The organism is Frigoribacterium endophyticum, from assembly GCF_011759585.1.
Lineage (GTDB): Bacteria > Actinomycetota > Actinomycetes > Actinomycetales > Microbacteriaceae > Frigoribacterium > Frigoribacterium endophyticum.
This window is the reverse complement of record NZ_JAAOYV010000002.1, coordinates 78,687-100,293: the sequence shown is the minus strand read 5'-3', so window position 1 is coordinate 100,293 and position 21,607 is coordinate 78,687. Positions and strand designations below refer to the sequence as shown.

General features: G+C 74.7%; 22 protein-coding genes. 10 read left to right on the top strand and 12 right to left on the bottom strand.

All coding sequences use genetic code 11. The features are described 5' to 3' along the window. Positions 1–49: 49 nt before the first annotated feature. A complete protein-coding gene (locus FHR77_RS07795) occupies positions 50–925 on the top strand; it encodes an SMP-30/gluconolactonase/LRE family protein (protein WP_167259584.1) in 876 nt (291 codons plus the stop codon). A 12-nt stretch (positions 926–937) separates the two neighbouring features. On the opposite strand, the gene FHR77_RS07790 is transcribed toward FHR77_RS07795, so the two are convergent. Together FHR77_RS07790 and FHR77_RS07785 are read right to left on the bottom strand one after the other, a co-directional pair. Then, the gene (locus FHR77_RS07790; protein ID WP_243861617.1) at positions 938–2,167 is read right to left on the bottom strand and encodes an NAD(P)/FAD-dependent oxidoreductase; all 1,230 of its coding nucleotides are present in this window, start codon (positions 2,165–2,167) and stop codon (positions 938–940) included. A gap of 107 nt (positions 2,168–2,274) precedes the next feature. Then, positions 2,275–2,814, bottom strand: a complete 540-nt coding sequence (locus tag FHR77_RS07785) for a Dps family protein (protein ID WP_082514502.1) — start codon at positions 2,812–2,814, stop codon at positions 2,275–2,277. Between the two features lie 231 nt (positions 2,815–3,045). Between FHR77_RS07785 and FHR77_RS07780 the strand changes: the two genes are divergently transcribed. Together FHR77_RS07780 and FHR77_RS07775 are read left to right on the top strand one after the other, a co-directional pair. Then, positions 3,046–3,423: a hypothetical protein gene (locus FHR77_RS07780; RefSeq protein WP_167259583.1), complete on the top strand. Its 378-nt coding sequence runs from the start codon at positions 3,046–3,048 to the stop codon at positions 3,421–3,423. A gap of 49 nt (positions 3,424–3,472) precedes the next feature. Next, positions 3,473–4,210, top strand: a complete 738-nt coding sequence (locus tag FHR77_RS07775) for an esterase/lipase family protein (protein ID WP_167259582.1) — start codon at positions 3,473–3,475, stop codon at positions 4,208–4,210. Between the two features lie 40 nt (positions 4,211–4,250). Here the strand turns inward: FHR77_RS07775 and FHR77_RS07770 are convergent, their stop codons facing one another. Both FHR77_RS07770 and FHR77_RS07765 read right to left on the bottom strand, forming a co-directional pair. Continuing rightward, positions 4,251–5,183, bottom strand: a complete 933-nt coding sequence (locus tag FHR77_RS07770; RefSeq protein ID WP_167259581.1) for an alpha/beta fold hydrolase — start codon at positions 5,181–5,183, stop codon at positions 4,251–4,253. Then, entirely contained in the window at positions 5,176–6,234 is a 1,059-nt protein-coding gene (locus FHR77_RS07765) for an FUSC family protein (protein WP_167259580.1), read from the bottom strand. The genes FHR77_RS07770 and FHR77_RS07765 overlap by 8 nt, the downstream gene beginning before the upstream one ends. A 104-nt stretch (positions 6,235–6,338) precedes the next feature. On the opposite strand from FHR77_RS07765, the gene FHR77_RS07760 reads away from it, so the two are divergent. The 3 genes from FHR77_RS07760 (at position 6,339) to FHR77_RS07750 (ending at position 10,563) form a co-directional block, all read left to right on the top strand. Next, on the top strand, positions 6,339–7,547 hold the full coding sequence (locus tag FHR77_RS07760; RefSeq protein ID WP_167259579.1) for a phosphotransferase: 1,209 nt from the start codon (positions 6,339–6,341) through the stop codon (positions 7,545–7,547). Between the two features lie 366 nt (positions 7,548–7,913). Next, a complete protein-coding gene (locus tag FHR77_RS07755; protein WP_167259578.1) occupies positions 7,914–10,046 on the top strand; it encodes a DEAD/DEAH box helicase in 2,133 nt (710 codons plus the stop codon). Between the two features lie 121 nt (positions 10,047–10,167). After that, complete coding sequence (locus tag FHR77_RS07750; protein WP_056056306.1) at positions 10,168–10,563, top strand: VOC family protein; 396 nt, start codon at positions 10,168–10,170, stop codon at positions 10,561–10,563. A gap of 99 nt (positions 10,564–10,662) precedes the next feature. Here the strand turns inward: FHR77_RS07750 and FHR77_RS07745 are convergent, their stop codons facing one another. After that, complete coding sequence (locus tag FHR77_RS07745) at positions 10,663–10,935, bottom strand: mycoredoxin (protein WP_056056304.1); 273 nt, start codon at positions 10,933–10,935, stop codon at positions 10,663–10,665. A 121-nt stretch (positions 10,936–11,056) separates the two neighbouring features. Here FHR77_RS07745 and FHR77_RS07740 point away from each other — a divergent pair, with 121 nt between their 5' ends. Next, positions 11,057–12,814, top strand: a complete 1,758-nt coding sequence (locus tag FHR77_RS07740; RefSeq protein ID WP_167259577.1) for a pyruvate dehydrogenase — start codon at positions 11,057–11,059, stop codon at positions 12,812–12,814. 104 nt (positions 12,815–12,918) lie between these two features. Here FHR77_RS07740 and FHR77_RS07735 read toward each other — a convergent pair whose 3' ends face one another. Further along, positions 12,919–14,277: a maltokinase N-terminal cap-like domain-containing protein gene (locus tag FHR77_RS07735; RefSeq protein ID WP_167259576.1), complete on the bottom strand. Its 1,359-nt coding sequence runs from the start codon at positions 14,275–14,277 to the stop codon at positions 12,919–12,921. A 102-nt stretch (positions 14,278–14,379) separates the two neighbouring features. Here FHR77_RS07735 and FHR77_RS07730 point away from each other — a divergent pair, with 102 nt between their 5' ends. Beyond that, on the top strand, positions 14,380–15,078 hold the full coding sequence (locus FHR77_RS07730) for a CYTH domain-containing protein (RefSeq protein ID WP_167259575.1): 699 nt from the start codon (positions 14,380–14,382) through the stop codon (positions 15,076–15,078). A gap of 28 nt (positions 15,079–15,106) precedes the next feature. On the opposite strand, the gene FHR77_RS07725 is transcribed toward FHR77_RS07730, so the two are convergent. From FHR77_RS07725 to FHR77_RS07705, 5 genes are all read right to left on the bottom strand, one after another. Continuing rightward, positions 15,107–15,718: a DUF1697 domain-containing protein gene (locus FHR77_RS07725; RefSeq protein ID WP_167259574.1), complete on the bottom strand. Its 612-nt coding sequence runs from the start codon at positions 15,716–15,718 to the stop codon at positions 15,107–15,109. Positions 15,719–15,743: 25 nt separating this feature from the next. After that, on the bottom strand, positions 15,744–17,852 hold the full coding sequence (locus FHR77_RS07720; RefSeq protein ID WP_167259573.1) for a S9 family peptidase: 2,109 nt from the start codon (positions 17,850–17,852) through the stop codon (positions 15,744–15,746). Between the two features lie 98 nt (positions 17,853–17,950). Then, complete coding sequence (locus tag FHR77_RS07715; protein ID WP_056056292.1) at positions 17,951–18,256, bottom strand: hypothetical protein; 306 nt, start codon at positions 18,254–18,256, stop codon at positions 17,951–17,953. 10 nt (positions 18,257–18,266) lie between these two features. Next, entirely contained in the window at positions 18,267–18,821 is a 555-nt protein-coding gene (locus tag FHR77_RS07710; RefSeq protein ID WP_167259572.1) for a hypothetical protein, read from the bottom strand. Positions 18,822–18,856: 35 nt separating this feature from the next. Continuing rightward, positions 18,857–19,207, bottom strand: a complete 351-nt coding sequence (locus FHR77_RS07705) for a hypothetical protein (RefSeq protein WP_056056289.1) — start codon at positions 19,205–19,207, stop codon at positions 18,857–18,859. A 56-nt stretch (positions 19,208–19,263) separates the two neighbouring features. Between FHR77_RS07705 and FHR77_RS07700 the strand changes: the two genes are divergently transcribed. After that, entirely contained in the window at positions 19,264–19,755 is a 492-nt protein-coding gene (locus FHR77_RS07700) for an 8-oxo-dGTP diphosphatase (RefSeq protein WP_167259571.1), read from the top strand. 154 nt (positions 19,756–19,909) lie between these two features. Beyond that, positions 19,910–20,245 (top strand): hypothetical protein, encoded by a 336-nt coding sequence (locus tag FHR77_RS07695; protein ID WP_167259570.1) that lies wholly within the window; start codon positions 19,910–19,912, stop codon positions 20,243–20,245. A gap of 10 nt (positions 20,246–20,255) precedes the next feature. On the opposite strand, the gene FHR77_RS07690 is transcribed toward FHR77_RS07695, so the two are convergent. After that, positions 20,256–21,590: an ABC transporter permease gene (locus FHR77_RS07690; RefSeq protein ID WP_167259569.1), complete on the bottom strand. Its 1,335-nt coding sequence runs from the start codon at positions 21,588–21,590 to the stop codon at positions 20,256–20,258. Between the last annotated feature and the right edge of the window lie 17 nt (positions 21,591–21,607).

Below are 21,607 nucleotides of genomic sequence, written 5' to 3'. Positions count from 1 at the left end.
TACCCCTGGGGAGGAGCGGGTGACCAGGTCGGGCGCGTACACGGGAGTGATGACCGACAGCGCCACGCCTCGCCCCCGACTCTTCCTCGACGCCCGGGCGACGCTCGGCGAGAGCCCCGTGTGGGACGTCGACGCGCAGGAGCTCGTCTGGACCGACATCACCCCCGGGCTGCTGCACCGTACCTCCGCCGACGGCCTGCGAGACCGCTCCCTGCCGGTCGACCCGCCCCTCCCGAGCTTCCAGCGACGACGCGGCGGTGGGCTCGTCGCGGCCCTCGAGGACCAGGTCGTCCTCACCGACGACGACGGCGGCTCCCTCCAGGTGCTCGCGACGATCGAGCTCGCCAAGGAGGGCATGCGGCTCAACGAGGGCAAGTGCGACCCGTTCGGCGCCTTCGTGGTCGGCGCCATGGACCCGGACGGCGAGCCCGTCGCGGGCCTCTGGCGCGTCGGCCCCGACGGCGGCGTCACGATGCTGCGCGACGACTTCACGACCACCAACGGCTTCGAGTGGAACGACGACGGCTCCGAGATCTTCCTCACCGACACCGACCGCGAGACCATCTACCGGGCCTCGTGGGGCGCCGACGGCGCCCTCGGCGAGCTGGAGCCGTTCTCGACGGGCGGCTCGCACGACGGGCTCGCCCGCGACGAGCGGGGCGAGTTCTGGGGCGCCGTGCACGGCGAGAGCGTCGTCGTACACCTCGACCGCGACGGGGAGGTGCTCGAGCGCGTCGAGTTCCCCGTCCCGCTGCTCACGGGCATCGGCTTCGGGGGCGCCGACCTGCGGACCCTCTTCGTGCTCTCCGCCCGCGAGGGGCTCGACGAGGCGCAGCTCGCCGAGCACCCCGTGAGCGGCGGGGTGTTCGCTCTCGACCTCGACCGGGCCGGGCGGGCGCCGTTCCTCTTCGGCCCGCGCGGCTGAGGCCGATCCGGGTCAGATCCGGCCCACGAGCCCGTCCCGGTCGACGGCCGTGCCCTCGGCGAGCACGGCCCGGGCGGCGTCGCGGGCGTCCTCGACGTTCCAGAGCAGCACGCCGGCCACCGCGCCGTCCGTGAGGTAGTACACGACGGTCGACCCGTCGCCCTCGTCGTCGACGACGGTCTCGAGCGACGCGTCGAGCGTGCCGACGGCCTCGTACGAGATGTCGAGGACCTTCGAGTAGTAGTACGGCGTGTGGTCGTACTCCTCGGCCGAGCCCGCCATGACGCGGCCGACGAGCGCGCCCTGCTCCTTGGCGTTGTCGACGTGCTCGACGCGGCGGCGGCCCAGGATGCGGTCGGGGTAGGAGGCGACGTCACCGGCGGCGAAGACGTCCGGGTCGGAGGTGCGCAGCGAGGCGTCGACGACGACGCCGTCCTCGACCTCCAGGCCCGCGGCCTCGGCCAGCTCCGTGGACGGCGTGATGCCGAGGCCCACCGCGACGGCGTCCGCGTCGAGCGTCGAGCCGTCGTCGAGCCTGACCACGAGCCCGGCCTCGGAGGCCGTGCCGCCCTCGACGCGACGCCCGGTCACCAGGGTGACGCCCGCCTCCTCGAAGGCGGCCTGGAAGCGCGCGGCGACGGCGGCGGGGAACACCGAGCCGCCGAGCACGTCGTCCGGCGTGACGAGGGTCACGCGCGTGTCGTTCTGCACGAGCGCCGCGGCGAGCTCGGTGCCGATGTAGCTGCCGCCGACGACGACGACCCGGCGACCGTCGCCGGAGAGCGCCCGCAGGCGGCGGTAGTCGGCGGCCGTGCGGAAGTGGACCACGCGGTCGTCCTCGGGCAGGTCCAGACGCGTCGGTGAGCCGCCCGTGGCCAGGAGGAGGCGCCCCCACGACACCGTCCGCCCGTCGCTGGTCGTCACGGTGCGGCGCTCGCGGTCGACGGCGGTCACCGAGGTACGGAGGCGGATCTCGGCCCCCGAGGCCTCGCGGGTGCCCAGGTCGTTGTCGGCCTCGGTGTAGTCGGGGTCGATCCAGAGCTTCTTCGACAACGCGGGGCGGGTGTAGGGCTCGTCGACGTCGTCGCTGACCACGAGGACGGTCGCCTCGGGGTCGGCCTCGTGGATCGCCGTCGCGGCGGCGTCGGCGGTCATGCCCCCGCCGACGACGACGTGGTCGAAGGCCTCGGTGACGGGAGCGGCTGCGGTGACGTCGCCGTCGGGGGTGGTGGTGTCGGTCAAGGTCGTCTCCTGGTCGTGGCGAGGGCACCGCACCGGAGGTCGCGTAGGGGATCTCCGGGGCGGTGCCCAGTCGGTGTGCGCCCGTGGTGCCACGGGCGGTGGCGGTGCTAGTTGGCGATGGCGCCGACGCGGTCGAGGCCCTCCTCGGCCGCCTCCTCGTCGCGCTGACGGGTGCCGGCGTCCGCGGCGTCGCGCTGCGGGTGGCGGTTCTCGGCGCCGGTCATCCAGGCCAGCTGCTCGAGGCGCTCGAGGATGCCGTGCAGCACGTCGGCCGTCGTCGGGTCCTCGTCGTCGATGTCGTCGTGCACGGTGCGGATGGTGTCGGTCGCGGCGTACATGCGGTCGACGATCAGGTCGACGACGGCGGTCGTCTCGACCGGCCCCTCGGGGAACTGCGGGAGGCTCGTGCCGCCGGAGACGACGTTCGAGCGGCCGTCCGGGATGAGGTAGACGGCGCGCATGCGCTCGGCGACCTCGTCGGAGAACTCGCGGGCCGCGTCGACGATCTCGTCGAGCTGGAGGTGCAGGTCGCGGAAGTTCGAGCCGAGGAGGTTCCAGTGGGCCTGCTTGCCCTGGATGTGCAGCTCGATGAGGTCGACGAGGACCTTCTGGAGGTTCTCGCGGAGAGTGTCGGATCCCTGGAACATGGTTCTCCCGTTCGTCGTGGGTCAGTGCGGAGTCGTCGCACCGGTGGGTGCGTCGTGCACGGTAGACCGTCGCCCTCGGCCCGGGTCCAGGCAGCGGGGGACAGACCGGGCGTGCGTGGAGGCGCGTCTGGATACCGGTGGGTACCGTCTGGGTGGTATGTTCCGGGGAGCGACCGCGACGTCGCTCGGCCGCCCCGAGGGGCGGACGATCTGCTCTGAGGGGGGCTCAGCATGATCAGCGGCACATCGGGGTTCGACTCCGACGAGATCACTCGCCTGCGACGCGAGATCGACAGCGCCTGGGGCGCGTTCGACGCGATCGACGAGATGACGTGGGAGCACCGCGTGCTCGTCGTCCGCTACGTCGTCGGCGCCCTGCCCGACGCGGCCAACGCGGCGGCGCGGGCCGGCTGGGGCGAGGCCGCGCTGTCGCTCCTGCACGACGCGCTCGCCTTCCCGCCGCCGTGGGCGGGCATCTGCACGAAGTGGGAGCACGCGCTCCGCGTCTCGATCGAGGCGGTGGAGTGCGTCGCCTGGCCCGAGGGCTGGCCGCTGGTCGGCGCCTCCGGGGCGGCGGGCGACCAGGGCCTGTCCTCCCGCGTGGCGTAGGGGGCGGCACGCCGGGCGGGGGCGACTCCCTGCGCCTACCGTCGACCCCATGAGCTCCACTCCCACCCGCGGCGAGGGGCACCGTCGGGTCGGCCTCCGGCGCTTCGTCCGCACGCTGCTCTTCGACTACCCCTACGTCGTCCGCGTGCACCTCGTGCCCCGGTCCGCCCGACGCGTCCCGGCCGACTGGCGCCGCGGCGACCGCGCCCCCGTGCTGCTCCTGCCGGGCGTCTACGAGACCTGGCGCTTCCTCCGCCCGATCGCCGAGCGCCTCCACGAGCTCGGGCACCCGATCGTCGTCGTGCCGGGCATGGGCCACAACCGGCGCCCCGTCGCCGCCACCGCGACCGTCGCCCAGCGCATCGTCGACGCGCACGACCTGCGCGACGTGGTCGTGCTCGCTCACAGCAAGGGCGGCCTGATCGGGAAGACGATGATGGTCTCGACCGACCGCGACGGCCGCCTCGCGCGCATGGTCACGGTCAACAGCCCGTTCTCGGGCACGCGCTGGTCGCTGTACCTGCCGAACCGGACGCTCAAGGCGTTCTCGCCCCGCGACGCCGACCTGCTGCGGCTGGCCGACCAGCTCGAGGCCAACTCGCGCATCACCTCGATGGCGTCCGGCTTCGACGCGCACGTGACCGAGGGCAGCGTCCTGCCCGGGGCGACGAACGTGACGTTCCCCGTCGACGGCCACTTCCGGCCGCTCGGGAACCCCGAGTGCATCGACATGGTGGTCGCCGCGGTCGAGCACGGGCCCGACGCTGTGACTCACGACGCGGGCTGACCGCGGCCCAGGGCTGGGCGTCGTCCGGGCCGCCCCGCGGTCAGGCGAGCGCGTCGACCGTCGCGGCGGGCCACTCGACGTGCGCGAAGTGACCGCACTCGGGCAGCAGCGTGGTGCGGCACTGCGGCAGCACCGCCCGCAGGCGCACGAGGTCGTCGAGCTCCGCGAAGGCGTCGTCGGCGCCCGCCGCGGCGGAGGCCGGCCCGCGGTAGGCCGACCAGGCGGACGTGTCGTACCCCGGGGCCGACCGCGTGGCGACGACGAAGGCGACCGGCCGCACCTCCGCGACGAACGCCTCCCGCACCGACCGCGGCACCCGCCGGGCGTGCCGGAACACCGGCGACGCCAGCGCCGTGAGCAGCCCGACGCGGGCCGCGGCCCGGAGGAGCACCGAGGAGGCGCGGGGCAGCACCGCGAACACGCCCCGCAGCAGCACCAGGGCCGGCAGCCGCCGCACCCCGCTCCACGGGCGGGCGGCGGCCTCGAGCGCCGAGAAGGTCGTCGGCGAGACCAGCCCCAGCCGCGTGACCCTCCCCGGGCTCGTCGCCGCGACGTGCAGGGCGACGAGGGCGCCGAGGGAGTGCCCGACGAGCTCGAACCGCGGGTGCCCGAGGGCGTCCGCGACCGCGAGGACGACCCGGGCGGCGGCGTCGACGTCGAGGGCGGGCGTCGGCGCGGGCGACCCGCCCCACCCCGGCAGGTCGACGAGCACGGGGGCCGCGACCGGGCGGCCGGCCTCGGCGGCGGCGCGGAGGTACGGGGTCCAGGTCGTCCACGAGCCCGCCGCGCCGTGCAGCAGGATCGTCACGGGGGCGGCCGGGTCGGCCGGGTCGGCGGGATCTGCTCGCCGGTGGTGCACGAGCACCGCGCCGTCGGGGGTGGGGGCGACCAGCCGGGCGAGCCCGAGCGCCCCGGGGTCGTCGTCGAGCCCGAAGGGCGCGTACAGGGAGGGCCCGCTGCCGGCGTCAGGCACCGATGATCTCCTCGCGCACCCGGCGGATGTCCTCGAGCAAGGAGCCCACGAGCACCCAGTGCACGGGGTCGGGGCGCAGCACCTGCACCGGGGCGGTGAGGGCGGGCGACTCGTCGGCGGCCCCGGGCACGGGGGCGGTGCCCGCCGCCGGCGCCCCCCGAGCGCCCTCGACGTCGCGGGCGAGCAGCCGCACGTCGTGGGCGGCGCGTCGCAGCTCGACCGAGATCTCCTCGACCACCGGGTCGTCGGCCAGCTCGGGCTCGTAGTTGTCGCGCACCGACCGGGTCATTCCGACGACGCGGTTGACGAGCACGGTGAGCCGCACGAGCAGGGCGGCGTCGGCCTGCAGCACCGTGCGCTGCCGGCTGGCCCGCGGGTTGAGCATGAGGCTCTCCTCGCCGGCGGCGACGGCCGCGACCGCTCGCGCCTGCAGGTCGCGCAGGTCGCGGGCCCGGGTGAGCACCGCCGTCACGCGGTCGGGTGCCGTCGGCGCCTCGAGCACGCCCGCGAGGTCGTCGAGCACGCCGGCGAGGCCGCGCGCCAGGCGGCCCACGGCCAGGTGTGCCGGCGCGAGCAGCACCGGCGGCACGATGAGCGCGTTGACGGAGAGCGCCACGACGGCGCCGATGATCGTCTCGACGATGCGGTCGAGCGCGTAGTCGGGGGTCTGCGCCCCGATGGCGAGCACGAGCATGGCCGAGATGGGCACCTGGTTCGCCGAGCTCGGGGTCAGGCGGAGCGCCCAGGAGACGAGCAGGCTCACCACGACGATGCCGAGCACCACGCCGCTGCCGTCACCGAGCAGCTGGCCCGCGCCGTACGCGATCACGACGCCCGCGATCACGCCGACGCTGCGCTCCAGCCCGCGCACGAACGACTGGTTGACGCTCGGCAGCACGACGAGCAGGGCCGCGATGGCCGCGAAGATCGGCAGGGGCTGCTGCACCAGGGCGATCGAGGCGAACCAGGCCACGACGACGGCGACGCTGGTCTTCACCACCTGCAGCAGGGGAGTGCGCTTCGTCTGGCGCACCCGCGAGACGATCTCCATGCGGCCAGCGTAGCCAGGCCCCGGCACATCACGATCAGGTCACCGTGGCGACGTGACGGGCCCGCCTGGCGCCCACCGCGCCTCCGACGCGCTTTGATGGACGCGTGTGGCCGAACTCCGCTGAGGTGCTCCCCGCGGCCTTCGAGGGCTCCGGGGTCACCGTCGTGGCCTTCCGCCCCCACTCGGTCGAGCCGTCGGGCCACGGGTTCCTCTACGGCTACGAGGTCGACACCGTCGACGCGGCGGGCGTCACCGCGACCGTCCTGACCTTCATCGACACCGACGTCACGGGTGCCGACGCCTCGAGCGTGCTGACCACCGACCCCGGCACGGGCCAGCCCCTCGCCGTGTGGGCCTACCCGGCCGATCCGCTGCTGCCGGCGCTCGCCGGGGTGACCTACCCCGACCGCGTCGAGGAGTCGCTCGCCGCCCTGGGCATCGCGGTCACCGCGCCGACGCTCGCCGTCGCCGCGTACCGGCCCGGCAAGCGCGCCGTCATCCGCCTCGACAGCGCCGAGACCACTCTCTTCCTCAAGGTGATCCGGCCCGACCGGGTCGCGCCGATCGTCGCGCTGCACGCCGCCTTCCGGGCGCAGGGTCTGCCGGTGCCACGGGTGCTCGCCTCCCGGGCCGACGGCCTCCTCGTGCTCGAGCGCGTGCCGGGCGTGCCGGCCGGGCAGAAGGTCCTCGAGCTGGCCGACGACCCGCGGTTCGTCGCGCAGGTGGTCGAGCTCGGCGTCCGCACCGCCCGGGTCGACGTGACGTCGAGCGCGCAGTCGGACGCCCTCGACCACGGCGCGTGGCACCGCGCGACGCTCCGCAGCGCCCTCCCCGAGCGCGCCGCCGAGATCGACGGCCTCTACGACGAGATCGACCGGCGCCGCGCCTCCTGGGCCGGCGACCCGCGGCGCGTGATCCACGGCGACCTGCACCTCGAGCAGCTCTTCGTGCACCCGGCCGAGCCGTGGCGCGTCACGGGCCTGCTCGACATCGACACCGCCGGGCAGGGGCACCCGGCGCGCGACGCGGGCGCGCTCGTCGCCCACCTCGTCGTCACCGGCCAGTGGCACCGCGGCAACGGCGACGAGGCCGAGGCACGCGCCTGCGAGCGCCTGGCCGACGAGGTGAGCCGCACCTGGGTCGGCGAGGCGCCCGCGATCGCCGACCGCCTCGCCCCCGCCGTCGCGTCGCAGCTGCTAGCGCACGCGGGCGGGCAGGCGACGCTCGGCACCGACAGCGGCCGCCGCAAGGCCGTGCAGCTGCTGGGCGCCGCCTCCGGCACCCTGTGGCCGCGCCCCGTCGCCGCCGTCTGAGCGGCGGACACGCCCCGGCGCAGGTGGCGCCCGGCCCCGTCGACCGCGTAAAGTGGCGCGCAGCACCGTCCGTGTCGGCTCCGACACGGTGCCCCGACCGATCGACAGGCGCAGATCTGAGCGTCGTGCCGGCCCTCGAGGCCCGCCTCGCGCGACGGTGCCCCGGGCGAGGGCCTGGCCTCCGGGCCGTCCGCTCCCGCACGTCCCAGTCGTACGCCCGTGCCGCACCAGATCGACCGCGATCAGCCCCGATCGCCGCGGTGCGCGGTCCCGGCCCCCGCACACCGCGGGTCGGCCGGTGCAGCACCCGTCGTCGCATCGACGACACAGCACCGTCGACGTGACCGTCGACCACGAGGAGGAGCCTTGGCTCGACCAGGCCAGAACCGATCCGGCGGCACCCGCACCGCCCAGCGTCCGCACCGTCGCCGCGAGGTCGACAACGACGGGCTGATCCCCGTCCTCGCCCGCGCCGTGCGCGAGGTCGAGGCCGCGGCCCAGCGGGGGCAGGTCAAGCCCTCCAGCCGCACGAAGTTCCAGGTCATCGCCCTGCTCATGCGCGAGGAGCGCGCCCGGGTGAAGGTCGACAAGGCCATCACCGACGGCGAGCGCGCCGAGCAGATGAAGCGCCTCGACGGCGTCGCGCAGATCCTCGCGAAGACGGCTGCTCGCGACACGTCGCTGATCGCCCTCCTCGGCGAGGACGCCGTCGTCTCCGAGAGCGCCAAGGCGCTGAAGCGCGACATGCAGCTCTCCGCGGGCATGGAGCTCGCCCCGGAGGAGCAGGTCGTCGTGCGCGAGGCCGCGCCCGTCGCCCCCGTCTCCGAGCGCCAGGTCGTGCCGCAGTCGGTCGTCTCGCGCCAGCTGGCGAACCCGTTCCTGCCGCCCGACTTCTCGCTCGCCGAGGTCTCGCGCGAGGTGCACCCCGTGCGCCTCGCCAACTGGGAGCTCTTCGGGCCCCTGTTCAAGGCGTTCGAGTACGGCGCCGGCGGCGGCTCGGCGTGCATGCCCCTGCCCGAGCCCAGCACGGTCGACGCCCCCGCCGGCGCGACGCTCATGCACCACCAGGCGCAGCTCGTCGAGTCCGCCCGCCAGGGCCACCGCACCTACCTGCTCGCCGACGAGCCGGGCCTCGGCAAGACCGCCCAGTCGCTCCTCGCCGCGCAGGCCGCCGGGGCCTACCCCCTGCTCGTCGTCGTGCCGAACGTGGTCAAGACCAACTGGGCCCGCGAGGTCCAGCTCTGGACCCCGACGCGCACCGCCACGGTCATCCACGGCGACGGCGACACCCTCGACGCGTTCGCCGACGTCGTGATCGTCAACTACGAGGTGCTCGACCGGCACGTCGGCTGGCTCGGCGACCTCGGCTTCAAGGGCATGATCGTCGACGAGGCCCACTTCATCAAGAACAAGGAGTCGCAGCGGTCGCGACACGTGCTGCAGCTCTCCGAGCGCATCCGCGCCCGCACCGCGCACCCCCTGCTGATGGCCCTCACGGGCACGCCGCTGATCAACGACACCGAGGACTTCCGGGCGATCTGGCAGTTCCTCGGCTGGATCGGCGACAAGAAGCCGGCCGCCGAGCTCATGGAGCAGCTGGAGGAGGCGGGGCTCACCCCCGCAGACCCGGGCTTCTTCCCGTCCGCCCGCGAGATCGTCATCGACCTCGGCATCGTCCGTCGCCGCAAGGTCGACGTCGCCGCCGACATCCCCGCCCGTCGCGTCGCCGACCTGCCGGTCGAGCTCGACGACGAGGCCGGCCGGTCGATCCGGGAGGCCGAGCGCGAGCTGGCCCGCCGTCTCGTCAGCCGCTACCGCTCCGCCCTCGCGGCCCGCGCCTCCGGCGTCCGGGTCGAGGGCATCGACCACGACCTCGTGCGCCAGGTGGCGAAGTGGGAGCTGGAGGACGCCAGCAGCTCGAGCAGCGGCGAGAACGTCTTCAGCATGGTGCGCCGCATCGGCCAGGCGAAGGCCGGCCTCGCGGCCGACTACACCGCGCAGCTGGCCCGCAACGTCGGCAAGGTCGTCTTCTTCGCGAAGCACATCGACGTGATGGACACCGCCGAGCAGACGTTCGCGAAGCGCGGCATCAAGTACGCCTCGATCCGCGGCGACCAGACGCCCGCCGTGCGCCAGCGCCAGATCGACGCGTTCGTCGACGACCCCGAGGTCGAGATCGTCGTCTGCTCGCTCACCGCGGCGGGCGTCGGCCTCAACCTGCAGGTCGCCTCCAACGTCGTGCTCGCCGAGCTGTCGTGGACGGACGCCGAGCAGACCCAGGCGATCGACCGCGTGCACCGCATCGGCCAGGAGGAGCCCGTCACCGCGTGGCGCGTCATCGCGGCCCAGACGATCGACACGAAGATCGCCGAGCTCATCGACAGCAAGGCCGGCCTCGCCGCCCGGGCCCTCGACGGCGACGACAGCGAGGTCGTGGACTCGGCCGACATCCAGCACAGCGCCCTCGTCGCGCTGCTCACCGAGGCGCTCGGCGGCTAGCCGCGCAGCGCGCCGGGCCGTCCGCCCGGCGCGCCGCGGGCCCTCTCCGGGCCCGGTGCCCGTGCGGCTCCCAGCGGCGGCGCGTTCGGTGGGGTGACCACCCCGAATGAAGGAGCACCCCGTGCCGGAAGTCCAGGGCTACGCCCACGTCGCCATCACCGTGTCCGACCTCGACCGCAGCCTCGCGTTCTACGAGTCGCTGCTCGGCGCCCCGCCGGTCGGCCGCATCGAGCTCGACGGCCTCGACCGCCGGCTGTTCTCCGTCGGCGGCGGGCAGATCCTCGGGGTCACCGCCTACACCGAGGGCAAGGCCGTCCCGTTCGACCCGACCGTGCCCGGTCTCGACCACATCGGCCTCGCCGTCGCCGACCGCGACGGCGTCGTCGCCTGGCAGGAGCACGCCCGCTCGGTCGGCATCGACTCCCACCTCGAGGACCCGGAGTTCGGCACCACGCTGATGGTCAAGGACCCGGACGGCAACCAGATCGAGTTCTTCGCGGCCGCGCCGCAGGGCTGACGCGACCCGCACGCGACGACGCCCCGCGCCTCCCTCGGGAGGCACGGGGCGTCGTGTCGTCTCGGCGCCTGCCCTCTCGGGCGCGACGCGGTCGGCCCGCTAGAGGCCGAGCTTGGCCTGCACGTCGGCGAGCGAGGGGTTCGTGGCGGTGGAGCCGTCGGGGAAGATGACGGTCGGCACGGTCTGGTTGCCGCCGTTGACGCTCTCGACGATCTCGGCGGTGCCCGGCACCTCCTCGATGTTGACCTCGGTGAAGCCGATGCCCTGCTTGCCGAGCTGCTGCTTGAGGCGCGCGCAGTAGCCGCACCACGAGGTGCTGAACATGGTGATGGTGCCCGCGTCGGGCACGTAGGAGGTGGCGGTGTCGGTCATCGTCCAAGGCTAAGCCCAGGAGCCGGGGAGGCGCGGGGGAGTTGGCTGGGAGCAGGTCGCGACGAGCGCCCCCGCGGGCCCGCCGTCGATCGCCCCACGACCTCGACGAAGGAGACACCCCATGGCAGACACGGTCGCCGACCAGATCATCGCGCAGCTCGTCCAGGCGGGCGTCCGCCGCATCTACGGCATCGTGGGCGACAGCCTCAACCCGATCGTCGACGCGGTGCGCCGCACGGGCGGCTCGGAGGCGGGCGGGATCGACTGGATCCACGTCCGCAACGAGGAGGCCGCGGCGTTCATGGCGTCGGGCGACGCCCAGATGAGCGGCGAGCTCGCCGTCTGCGCGGGTTCGTGCGGCCCCGGCAACCTGCACCTCATCAACGGCCTCTACGACGCGCACCGCAGCCGTGCCAAGGTGCTCGCGATCGCCAGCCACATCCCGAGCGCCATGATCGGCTCGGACTACTTCCAGGAGACGCACCCCGACCGGCTGTTCGTCGAGTGCTCGGGCTACAGCGAGATGATCTCGACCTCGGTGCAGTCGCCGTCGGTGGTCGCCGCGGCGATCCGCCACACGCTCGCCGGGCACGGCGTCAGCGTCGTCACGCTGCCGGGCGACGTCGCCGAGCTCGACGCCGAGGGCGCGACGCCCCCGCACCTCACGACCCGGGCGCCCGAGCTGGTGCCCGCGCAGGAGGACGTGCAGGCCCTCGCCGACGCGATCAACGAGGCCGGCACCGTGGCGTTCTTCGTGGGGGAGGGCGGCCGCGGCGCGCACGACGAGATCATCGAGCTCGCCGGGCGGGTGGGGGCGCCGATCGGGCACAGCCTGCGCGGCAAGGACGTCATCCAGCACGACAACCCCTACGACGTCGGCATGACCGGCCTGCTCGGCTACGGGGCGGCGCACGCGGGCATCCACGACGCCGACCTCCTGGTGCTGCTCGGCACGGACTTCCCGTACCCCCAGTTCCTCCCCGACGGCGACCAGGTGCGCATCGCCCAGGTCGACGTCGAGGCCGCCGTGATCGGGCGGCGCGCGACGGTCCACGTGCCCGTGCACGGGGCCGTGCTCCCGACCCTGCGGGCGCTCGCCCCGCTCGTGCGCGACAAGAAGAGCCGCAGGTTCCTCGACAAGACGCTCAAGAAGCACGACAAGCTGATGAACGGCGTCGTCGGGGCGTACACGAAGAAGGCCGACGCCCTCGTGCCGATCCACCCCGAGTACGCGGCCTCCATCCTCGACGAGGTCGCGGCCGACGACGCGATCTTCACCGCCGACACGGGCATGTCGAACGTCTGGGCGGCGCGCTACGTCACCCCGACGGCCGGGCGCCGCGTCTTCGGCTCGTACCTGCACGGCTCGATGGCGAACGCCCTGCCGCACGCGCTCGGCGCGCAGTTCGCCCACCCGGGCCGCCAGGTCGTGTCGATGTCGGGCGACGGCGGCCTCTCGATGCTCATGGGCGAGCTGATCACGGCGAAGATGTACGAACTGCCGGTGAAGATCGTCGTGTTCAACAACTCGACGCTCGGCCTCGTCAAGCTCGAGATGCTCGTCGACGGCTACCCCGACTTCGGCGTCGACGTGCCCTACGTCGACTACGCGGCCGTGGCCCGGTCGATCGGCATCCACGCCGTGCACGTCGACCAGCCGGGCGACCTCCGCGACGGCTTCGAGGCGGTCTTCGAGCACGACGGCCCGGCGCTGATCGACATCGCCACCGACCCGCAGGCGCTCTCGCTGCCGCCGGCGATCACGGGCTCCCAGGTGAAGGGCTTCTCGCTGGCGATGTCGAAGATCGTCGTGAACGGAGGCGCGGGCGAGGTCGTGGCGATGGCCCGCTCGAACCTCCGCAACGTCCCGCGCCCCTGACCCGGGCCTCCGGCGGGGCGCGCCGAGTGGTCACGACCTGCTCCTCCCGGTGACGGGAGCAGCAGGTCGTGGCCACTCGGGCGGCTAGCGCGGCCTCCGGTGGCCTACTGGCCGGCGGCGGGGGCGGAGCGCGCCACGAGGCGCTCGACCGCGGCGATGGGGATGCCGATCCAGTCGGGCCGGTTGCGGCTCTCGTAGATCGCCTCGTAGACGGCCTTGTCGATCTCGAACGCGTCGAGCAGGGCCCGCTGGGCCCGCACGTCGACGCCCGACGACGCCACGTAGCCGTCGACGAACGCGGCGCGGGCGTCGTGCGCCCAGGTGCCGACGTCGACCGGCGGCGTCTGCTGCGCGAGCGACCCCGCGACGTAGTCGAACGACCGCAGCATGCCGGCGACGTCGCGCAGGGCCAGGTCGGGGCGCGAGCGCTCGGGCATCGGCCGAAGGGGCTCGCCCTCGAAGTCGAGCAGCGTCCAGCCCCGCGTCGGCGACTGGAGCGCCTGGCCGAGGTGGAGGTCGCCGTGGATCCGCTGGAGTCGCGGCCAGGTGAGCGCACCGGCCGCGTCGTAGACCCGCAGGATGGCGTCGGCGTGCGGGGCGATCTCGGGCACCTCGCGGGCGGCCGTCGTGATGCGGCGCCGCATGCTGACGAGGGCCCCGTCGACGGCGTCCTGGTCGGCCTCGACGGTGCCGAGCTGGCGCGCGAGCGTGGCGTGCACCTCGGCGACGGCGACGCCGAGGTCGTGGGCCTCGGTCGTGAAGCCCCGGCCGGCGGAGGCCGCGTCGAGGGCCACGCGCCAGGCGTCCTCCGAGCCGGCCAGGAACTCCTGCGAGAAGGCGAGGTGGCCGCTCGCGACGCCGCCGTCGCGGCCCGGGTCGGGCCACGTGGCGTGCAGCGAGCCGAAGGTCGTGGGCACGCGGGTGCTGCCGCCCTCGGTGAGCGCCGCCTGCGTCGTCACGTCGGGGTTGTCGCCGTGGTGCAGCACGCGGAACACCTTGGCGATGGCGTGCTCGACGGGGCCGCCCGTGACGTCGTAGATGATCGACGTGTTCGACTGCTCGCCCGAGAGCACGCGCGAGCGGGTCACGGTGCCGGCGGCGACGTGCAGCGTGCCGTCGACCGCGACGTCCGACCCGTCGACGTGGCTCGTCGACGACAGCAGCTCGAAGAGGTGCCGCGCGTACGCCGGGTCGTGGGGGGCGTCGTAGAGGTAGAGGTCGTCGGCCGAGCCGATGAAGGCCGCGTCGCCGCCCGGCAGGGGGCTGCGGCGGGCCACGACGGGCACCTGGTAGAGCACGGGCACGTCGGGGGCCTCGTCGATGACGAGGAGCGTGATGGCGAGCACGCCGTCGAGGTCGGCCTCGAACGACCCGATCACCCGGATCGCAGGCGTGCGCCCCTTCGTCGCGTACCAGCGCTGTCGCGCCATCCAACCAGCCAGACTCGGGGCGACATCGCTCATGGCCCCGACAGTACGCCGACCGGCGGGGTGACGGCCCGGTCGGCGTCGACGCGGGCCCGGTCCGCGTCGACGCGGGCCCGGCCGATCGACTACAACGGGGTGATGACCGGCACGGAGCAGATCGAGATCGAGCGCAAGTACGACGTCGACGACGAGGCCGCGGTGCCCGACCTGGTCGGCGTCGGCGTCGGGGCCGGAGCCGGGGCCGGGGGAGGCGCGGGTCGCGCCCTCGAGGTCGCGCGCGTCGAGCTCGACCCGGCCGCCTCGCTCTCGGCGACCTACCACGACACGCCCGACCACCGCCTCCTCGGGGCCCGGGTGACGCTCCGACGTCGCACCGGCGGGCACGACGCGGGCTGGCACCTCAAGCTGCCGCCGGAGGTCGCGGGCGGCGGGCGACGCGAGGTGCACCACCCGCTGGGCGCGGACGACGAGCCGGTGCCCGCCGAGCTGCTCGACCGGGTCGCGGCGCTGCTCGGGACCGGGGGCGGCGGCGACGGTGTCGGCGACGGGGCGCCCGCGCTGCGGCCCGTCCTCCTGCTCGAGACGCGGCGGACGGCGCACCACCTGCTCGACCACGAGGGGCGCGAGCTCGTCGAGGTCGCCGACGACGTGGTGCGCGCGACGCGCGCGGCCGACGGGCGGGTCCGTGCCTGGCGCGAGTGGGAGGCCGAGCTCGGCCGAGGCGTCGACGGCCCCGAGGGCGACGCCCTGCTCGACGCGGTCGCGCCGCGGCTGCACGCCGCCGGGGCCCGGCCCTCGGCGCACCGCTCCAAGCTCGCCCTCGGGCTCGGCGACTGACCCGGCGACGGTCCGGCGGCGGGCCTGATCAGCCCCGCGACGCGGCCCGGGCGTCGAGCAGGGCGACGATCTTCTGCACCGTCGCGTCGTTCCGGGCCGTGACCGTCGTGGGCAGCCCCCGCCACCACGCGGCGGGCACGGGCGACCCCGTCACCCCGGCGGGCAGCCACTGGTAGACGGCGTCCGGAGCGACGACCATCTCCTCGTCGCCGAGGTCGACGGCGGGAGGCGCGGTGCCGGCGAGCGCACCGGGCACCTCCGCGACCGCCACCGAGACCCTCGCCGGTGGGCGGTCGTCGCGCCGGAGCGGGTTCGCCGCGGCGAGGGCGCGGAAGGCGTCGCCCGTGAGCACGAGCACGGCCGCGTCGACCCCGGTGGCCGCCGCGACGGCGGCCCTCAGCTCGGCGGCGACGTCGCCGGCCCGGTCGGTCGGCACGCCGACGACGAGGTTCCCGCTGGCGAGCACGGTGGCCGGCGCGACGAGGCCGAGCCCCGACGCGACGGCCCGCAGGTCGGCCATGCCGACCCGCTTCGCCGTGCCGACGTTGATGCCGCGCCAGAGGGCGACGTGGTCGACGGCACCCGCTGCCGGGGCGGGCGCGTCAGCCCACCGACCGACCGTCACCGGGCCCTCGCCCACGACCTCGGCCCCCTCGCCCCGCGCCTCAGGCCCGCCCGAGCACGTCGAGCAGCCAGGCGAGCTCGAAGGCCCGCTCGCGCCACGACTCGTACCGGCCGCTGACGCCGCCGTGGCCGGCCGACATCTCGGTCTTGAGCAGCACCGGCGCGCCGACGTCGCGCAGCCGGGCCGCCCACTTGGCGGGCTCGACGTAGAGCACGCGGGTGTCGTTGAGCGACGTGACCGCGAGGATGCGCGGGTAGCGCACGCCCTCCCGCACGTTCTCGTAGGGCGAGTAGCCGCGCATGTACTCGTAGACCTCGGCGTCGTGCAGGGGGTCGCCCCACTCGTCCCACTCGATGACGGTCAGCGGCAGATCGGGGTCGAGGATGCTCGTCAGGGCGTCGACGAACGGCACGGCCGCGACGATGCCGGCGAACAGCTCGGGCGCGATGTTGGCGACCGCGCCCATGAGCAGGCCCCCGGCGCTGCCGCCCTCGGCGACGAGCTGCGCGGGCGTGGTGCGCCCCTCGGCGACGAGGTGGCGGGCGACGTCGACGAAGTCGGTGAAGGTGTTCGTCTTGGTCAGGGTCTTGCCCTGCTCGTACCAGGCGCGGCCCATCTCGCCGCCGCCCCGCACGTGGGCGACCGCGAAGACGACGCCCCGGTCGAGCAGCGAGAGGCGCGCCACGCTGAAGCCCGGGTCGATGCTGTGCTCGTACGAGCCGTAGCCGTAGAGGTGCAGCGGCGCGGGCTCGCCGGGCGTCACGGCGTCGCGCCGCCAGACGAGCGAGATCGGCACGCGTGTGCCGTCGGCCGCCGTCGCCCACTCGCGGGCTTGCTCGTAGTCGGCGGGGTCGTACCCGCCGAGCACGACCTGGCGCTTCAGCAGCCGGCGCTCGCCCGTGCGCACGTCGAGGTCCCAGACCGTCGACGGCGTGACGAACGAGGCGTAGCCGAAGCGCACGGTGGGCTGCGCGAACTCGGGGTTTCCGCCCGCGCCCGCCGCGAAGAGGGGCTCGTCGAACTCGACCTCGACGAGGTCGCCGTAGCCGTCGGGGCCGAGCGGCAGCACGGAGAGCCGGGGCAGCGCCTCGCGGCGGTGCTCGACGACGAGGTGGCCGGCGAAGGCGTCGACGGACTCGAGCCGCACGTCGTCGCGGTGGGCGACGACGACACGGCGGTCGGTGGCCGAGGTCGGGTCGTCGGCGGGCACGTCGACGAGCTCGAAGTTCTCGGCGCCGTCGTTGTGCACGACGAGCAGGCGGTCGCTGCCGGCGACGACGGCGTGCTCGACGTCGTACTCGACGCCCTCGCGTCGCGGCCACACCACACGGAACTCCCCGGTCGGGTCGGCCGAGTCGAGCAGCCAGGTCTCGCTCGTGATCTTCGACCCCACGTCGACGACGAGGTACTGGCGGCTCCGCGTGAGGCCCACGCCGATCCAGTACCGGTCGTCGGGCTCGGTGAAGACGGTGACGTCGTCGCCCCCGCCGCCGACCTCGTGGCGCCAGATGGTGTCGGGGCGCCACGACTCGTCGACCGTCGGGTAGAAGACGAATCGTCCGGTGGCGTCGAAGACGGCGCCGGGGGCGGTGTCGGCGACCCGGTCGGGCAGGTCGACGCCCGTCGTCAGGTCGCGGACGCGCAGCTCGTAGCGCTCGTCGCCGGTGGTGTCGATCGCCCACGCGAGCAGGCCGCCCTCGGCCGAGACGTCGAAGCTGCCGAGCGAGAAGAAGTCGTGGCCCTCGGCCTCGACGTTGCCGTCGAGCAGCACCTGCTCGCCCGCCGGGGCGGAGTCGGGGCTGATCGTCGGCGGGGTCCAGTCGTCGGCGTCGGCGACGGGCACCCGGCAGTGGATGCCGTACTGGGCCCCCTCGGCGGTGCGCGAGTAGTACCACCACTCGCCCTCCCGCACGGGGACGCCGAGGTCGGTCTCCTGCACGCGGCCCTTGATCTCCTCGAAGATCGTCTCGCGCAGGGCGGCCAGGTGCGCCGTCTCGGCCTCGGTGTGGGCGTTCTCGGCCTCGAGGTGGGCGATGACCTCCGGGTCCTCCTTGGCGCGCAGCCACTCGTAGTCGTCGACGAACTCGTGACCGTGGTGGCGGCGGGTGACGGGCTTCCGGGGGGCGCGGGGCGCGGGGGACGAGGCCATCTGCCCAGCCTAGCCAGCGACCCCGTCGGCGCGACCCGGGCGGGCACGGGCCACGGAGCCCCGAGGAGGCTCGAGGGCCCCCCCCGGGGAGGCGCGAGTCAGATCTGCGTGTCGCTCGCGGTGATCCCGCCCAGGCGCGGGCGCTCGGGGTACTCGTCGGAGGCGACGTGGACGTCGGCGGGGTCGGGCGCGGCCGCCTCGCGGGCCGCGTCGTCGAGGGCGTCCTGCGTGCCGGCCTTCTCCGGCGCGGCGGCCGAGGAGGCGGTGGAGAGCGTGGCCGTGCCGTCGACGTCCTCGCCGGCGGCGAGGCGGGCGGCGTCGAACTGGGCCTGCTCGTCGGCCGCCTCGACGGGGTCGGTCGCGGTGGCGTCGGCGGGGGCGGGGGTCTCGGGTGCGTCGCTCATGCGGCCGACGCTACCCGCGCCTCCCCGCCTCGGTGTCGGCCGGCCCGTCGGCCACCGCGGTCGGCGCCCGGAGCCCCGCGACGGTCGGGCCGAGCCGCGCCTGGCCCGGCTCGAGGTCGGCGATCGCGCGGCGCTGCGAGCGCAGCCGCCGCACGCCGGCGTTGAGCCGGGCGTGCAGCTGCATGAGGTGCAGACGGTAGAGGTCGGGCGCGTCTTCGCTGTCGTCGAGGAAGGTGTTGCAGGCGAGGGTCATCTCGTTGAGCACGGGCAGCGCCGACGACCGCGGGCGGGTCCGCCGCCGGGCCGAGCGGACGACGCCGCGCAGGCCGCCGATCGAGCGCCGCGCGGTCGCCCAGTCGGGGTCGGCGGTCTCGGCGTCGGGGCTCCGCGTCGGCACGATGCGGTGCAGCACGCGCCGGAAGTGGATCTCGGTGACGAGCTCGTTCAGCGCGGAGGCCTCGGCCCGCCGCGACTCGAGCCAACGCACGAGCAGGTTGGCGCCGAAGGCGGCGCCGGCGCCCACGAAGGCGCCCAGCGTGACGGTGACGACGTCGGTCCAGAGCATGCGGCCAGGCTACGGCCGCCCACCGACAGGGGGCCTCAGCGCGAGGCGGCGTCGATGCGGCCCATCAGCGACCAGACGGCGCGGGAGAGCTCGGGGTGCCAGAGGGCCACGCCGCGGAGGAACCGCAGCTCGTCGTCGGCGCCCCCGCCGCCCCCGTAGGGCACGCCGTCGACCCCGCGGGCGTCGGCCCGCAGCGAGATGACCACCTGCTCGTCGACGGTGGGCAGGCCCGGGATGACGTCCCACGGGTCCTCGCCGCCCCGGCAGCGGAGCTCGATCAGGGCCGCCAGCTCGTCGTGGGCCTCGGCGCGCAGCACCTCGAGGCTGCGACCCGCCCCGCGGAACTCGGGCACGCCGCCGCGGAGGGCGTCGGGCGTCTCGGGCATGCGATCGAGCCTACGCCGGGCACGCTGACGACGCGGTCGACCGCTAGCCTGCCGACATGGCCTACGACGTGTGCGTCACCTACCTCCTACGCGAGCTCGACGGGCGCCGGCAGGTGCTGCTCGGCCGCAAGAAGACCGGGCTCGGCGTCGGCTACCACGTCGGCCTCGGCGGCAAGCTCGAGGGCTCCGAGACGCCCGTCGAGGCGGCCGTCCGCGAGATCGCCGAGGAGGCGCGGGTCGAGGTGCGCCCGGCCGACCTCGAGGCGCGCGGCGAGCTGCTCTACCTCTTCCCGCACCGGCCCGCCTGGAGCCAGCGGTCGTCCGTCTTCGTCGCGCGCCGCTGGCGGGGCGAGCCGGTCGAGACCGACGAGCTCGACCCCGCGTGGCACGACGTCGACGCCCTGCCCCTCGACGCCATGTGGGACGACGCCCGGCGCTGGCTGCCCGGCGTGCTCGCCGGGGGACACGTCGCGGCGACGTACACCTTCGGGGCCGACCTCGCGACGGTCGTCTCGGAGGCCGCCGCAGGCTCCTCCGGCCCCCGCTGACCCGTCGGCCACAAGGGGGACACGGGCCTGTCCCTCCCCCTCTCGGGTGTCACCGGGAGAGGGGGCAGACGGCCCCCGCGGCCCTCCGTAGTGTCGAGGGGAGACGTCACACCGGGTGACAGAACGCCCCCACGACCCCCTGCGGAGGACCCCTGTGAGCAGCTACGACGGCCTGGCCCTCGACGCCCCCCGGATCCGCCGCCGGGCCACCGCCCCCTCGCGTCTCCTCTCCGCCGTCCGCACCGCGGCCGTCGTGGTCGCCTGGACCGCCGCGGCTGGCCTGTTCGTCGTCGGGGCCGTCGTCGGCGGCCCGGGCATGCTCGTCTCGACGCTCGGCCTCCTCGCCCTGCTGGTCGGGTTCGGGGTCACCGCCCTCGCCTCGGCGAGCGCCGACCGCACCGCCGCCCGCACGCTCGCCGAGCAGCTCGACGGCGCGTCGTGGCAGGGCGTCCACCTCGACGGCGCGCACCGCGGCGGCGTCGACCTCTAGCGGGCCTCGCTCAGCCCCGGCGGGCGTCCCGCTCGTCGACCACGCGGACGGGGCGGGTCGGCAGCTCCTCGGCCTCGAGGCCGCCCGCGGCGCCGAACATCATGTCGCCGCCCTCGTCGAGCTGTGCCCGCTCGTCGCCGGGCACGGTGCGGATCGTGCCCGTGTCGGTCGCGACGAGCCCGTGGCGGGCGAGGACCTCGTCCCGCTCCGCGGTGAGGAACTCGCGGTTGGCGGTCTGCGCGTCCGCGAACATGGTCGTCCGCCCCTCCACGATCCGCCGCACGCGCCGGGCCTCCCACCACCGCTTGCCGACGAGCATGAGCACGACGCCGGCCACCGCGTACGAGGCCATCATCGTGAGGCCGCGCGAGTACCCCGGCCCCACGTCGTAGAGCACGCGCTTGAGCATCTCGGTGATGCCGCTGCCCACGACGACGGCGTTCAGGGCGGCGAACGGCTGGGGCATGAACCACGCCGGGTACGCGCCGCCCGAGGCGGGCATCGACAGGAAGACGAAGACGATCATCGCGGGCAGCGCGACGAACCGGCCGACGAAGTAGCTGATGCCGTTGACCGCGAGCCCGATGGCGACGATCCAGGCCCAGCCGAGCAGGGCGAGCTCGGCGAAGTGGCCCTGCACGGCGCCCACCACGGGCCCCGCGAGCAGGTTCGTCACGAGCGAGATGACGGCGGCCCCGACGAGGATCACGGTGACGCGCGTGCGGTGCCGCAGGGGCGCGCCCATGAGCCCGATGAACATGGCGACCATGTAGCCGCCGATGCACCAGGCGAGCATCAGGTAGAGCGAGACCGTGCCGTACTCGTCGTACGACGGCAGCGGGGCGAGGTCGACGACGGCCGGGGCGTCGCCCTCGGCGGTGAGCACCGGCGTCAGCATCGCGGGGATCAGGGCGGAGACCTGGTACTGGTGGGCGCTCGCCTTGTAGAGCTGCGCGTCGCCGGGGTCGACGGCGACCGCCACCTGCCCGCGGAGCACCGCCTCCTGCGCCCTGTCGAGGTCGTCGAAGGGGCGCACGTCGAAGACGCCGGGCTGCGCGTCGTCGAGGTCGGCCTGCAGGGTCGACGCGGCGGACGACGAGCCGACGACGGCGATCGGCACGTCGTGCGGGTGCGGGGCGTGGAAGGCCGCGATGTAGCAGAGGCAGAAGCCGACGATGAAGAAGAGCGGCAGCCAGAGCTGGAGGCCGATGAGCTGCAGCGACGGGTGGAGGGTGGAGTACCAGCGGCGGAACGCACCGACCGGCGGCTTGGGCGTCCCTGCGGCCCCGGCGGTGTCGCCCGCTCCCGTGGTCGTGGCCCCGTCGTCTGCCCGGCCTCGCGTCACGTGTCCTCGTCCTCCTC

What these genes read in the sequence shown, in the direction of transcription:
- FHR77_RS07795 (WP_167259584.1), top strand. Translation starts at nt 50, where the DNA reads ATGACCGACAGCGCCACGCCTCGCCCCCGACTCTTCCTCGACGCCCGG.
- FHR77_RS07785 (WP_082514502.1), bottom strand. Translation starts at nt 2,814, where the DNA reads ATGTTCCAGGGATCCGACACTCTCCGCGAGAACCTCCAGAAGGTCCTC.
- FHR77_RS07780 (WP_167259583.1), top strand. Translation starts at nt 3,046, where the DNA reads ATGATCAGCGGCACATCGGGGTTCGACTCCGACGAGATCACTCGCCTG.
- FHR77_RS07775 (WP_167259582.1), top strand. Translation starts at nt 3,473, where the DNA reads ATGAGCTCCACTCCCACCCGCGGCGAGGGGCACCGTCGGGTCGGCCTC.
- FHR77_RS07765 (WP_167259580.1), bottom strand. Translation starts at nt 6,234, where the DNA reads ATGGAGATCGTCTCGCGGGTGCGCCAGACGAAGCGCACTCCCCTGCTG.
- FHR77_RS07745 (WP_056056304.1), bottom strand. Translation starts at nt 10,935, where the DNA reads ATGACCGACACCGCCACCTCCTACGTGCCCGACGCGGGCACCATCACC.
- FHR77_RS07740 (WP_167259577.1), top strand. Translation starts at nt 11,057, where the DNA reads ATGGCAGACACGGTCGCCGACCAGATCATCGCGCAGCTCGTCCAGGCG.
- FHR77_RS07735 (WP_167259576.1), bottom strand. Translation starts at nt 14,277, where the DNA reads ATGAGCGATGTCGCCCCGAGTCTGGCTGGTTGGATGGCGCGACAGCGC.
- FHR77_RS07730 (WP_167259575.1), top strand. Translation starts at nt 14,380, where the DNA reads ATGACCGGCACGGAGCAGATCGAGATCGAGCGCAAGTACGACGTCGAC.
- FHR77_RS07720 (WP_167259573.1), bottom strand. Translation starts at nt 17,852, where the DNA reads ATGGCCTCGTCCCCCGCGCCCCGCGCCCCCCGGAAGCCCGTCACCCGC.
- FHR77_RS07715 (WP_056056292.1), bottom strand. Translation starts at nt 18,256, where the DNA reads ATGAGCGACGCACCCGAGACCCCCGCCCCCGCCGACGCCACCGCGACC.
- FHR77_RS07710 (WP_167259572.1), bottom strand. Translation starts at nt 18,821, where the DNA reads ATGCTCTGGACCGACGTCGTCACCGTCACGCTGGGCGCCTTCGTGGGC.
- FHR77_RS07705 (WP_056056289.1), bottom strand. Translation starts at nt 19,207, where the DNA reads ATGCCCGAGACGCCCGACGCCCTCCGCGGCGGCGTGCCCGAGTTCCGC.
- FHR77_RS07700 (WP_167259571.1), top strand. Translation starts at nt 19,264, where the DNA reads ATGGCCTACGACGTGTGCGTCACCTACCTCCTACGCGAGCTCGACGGG.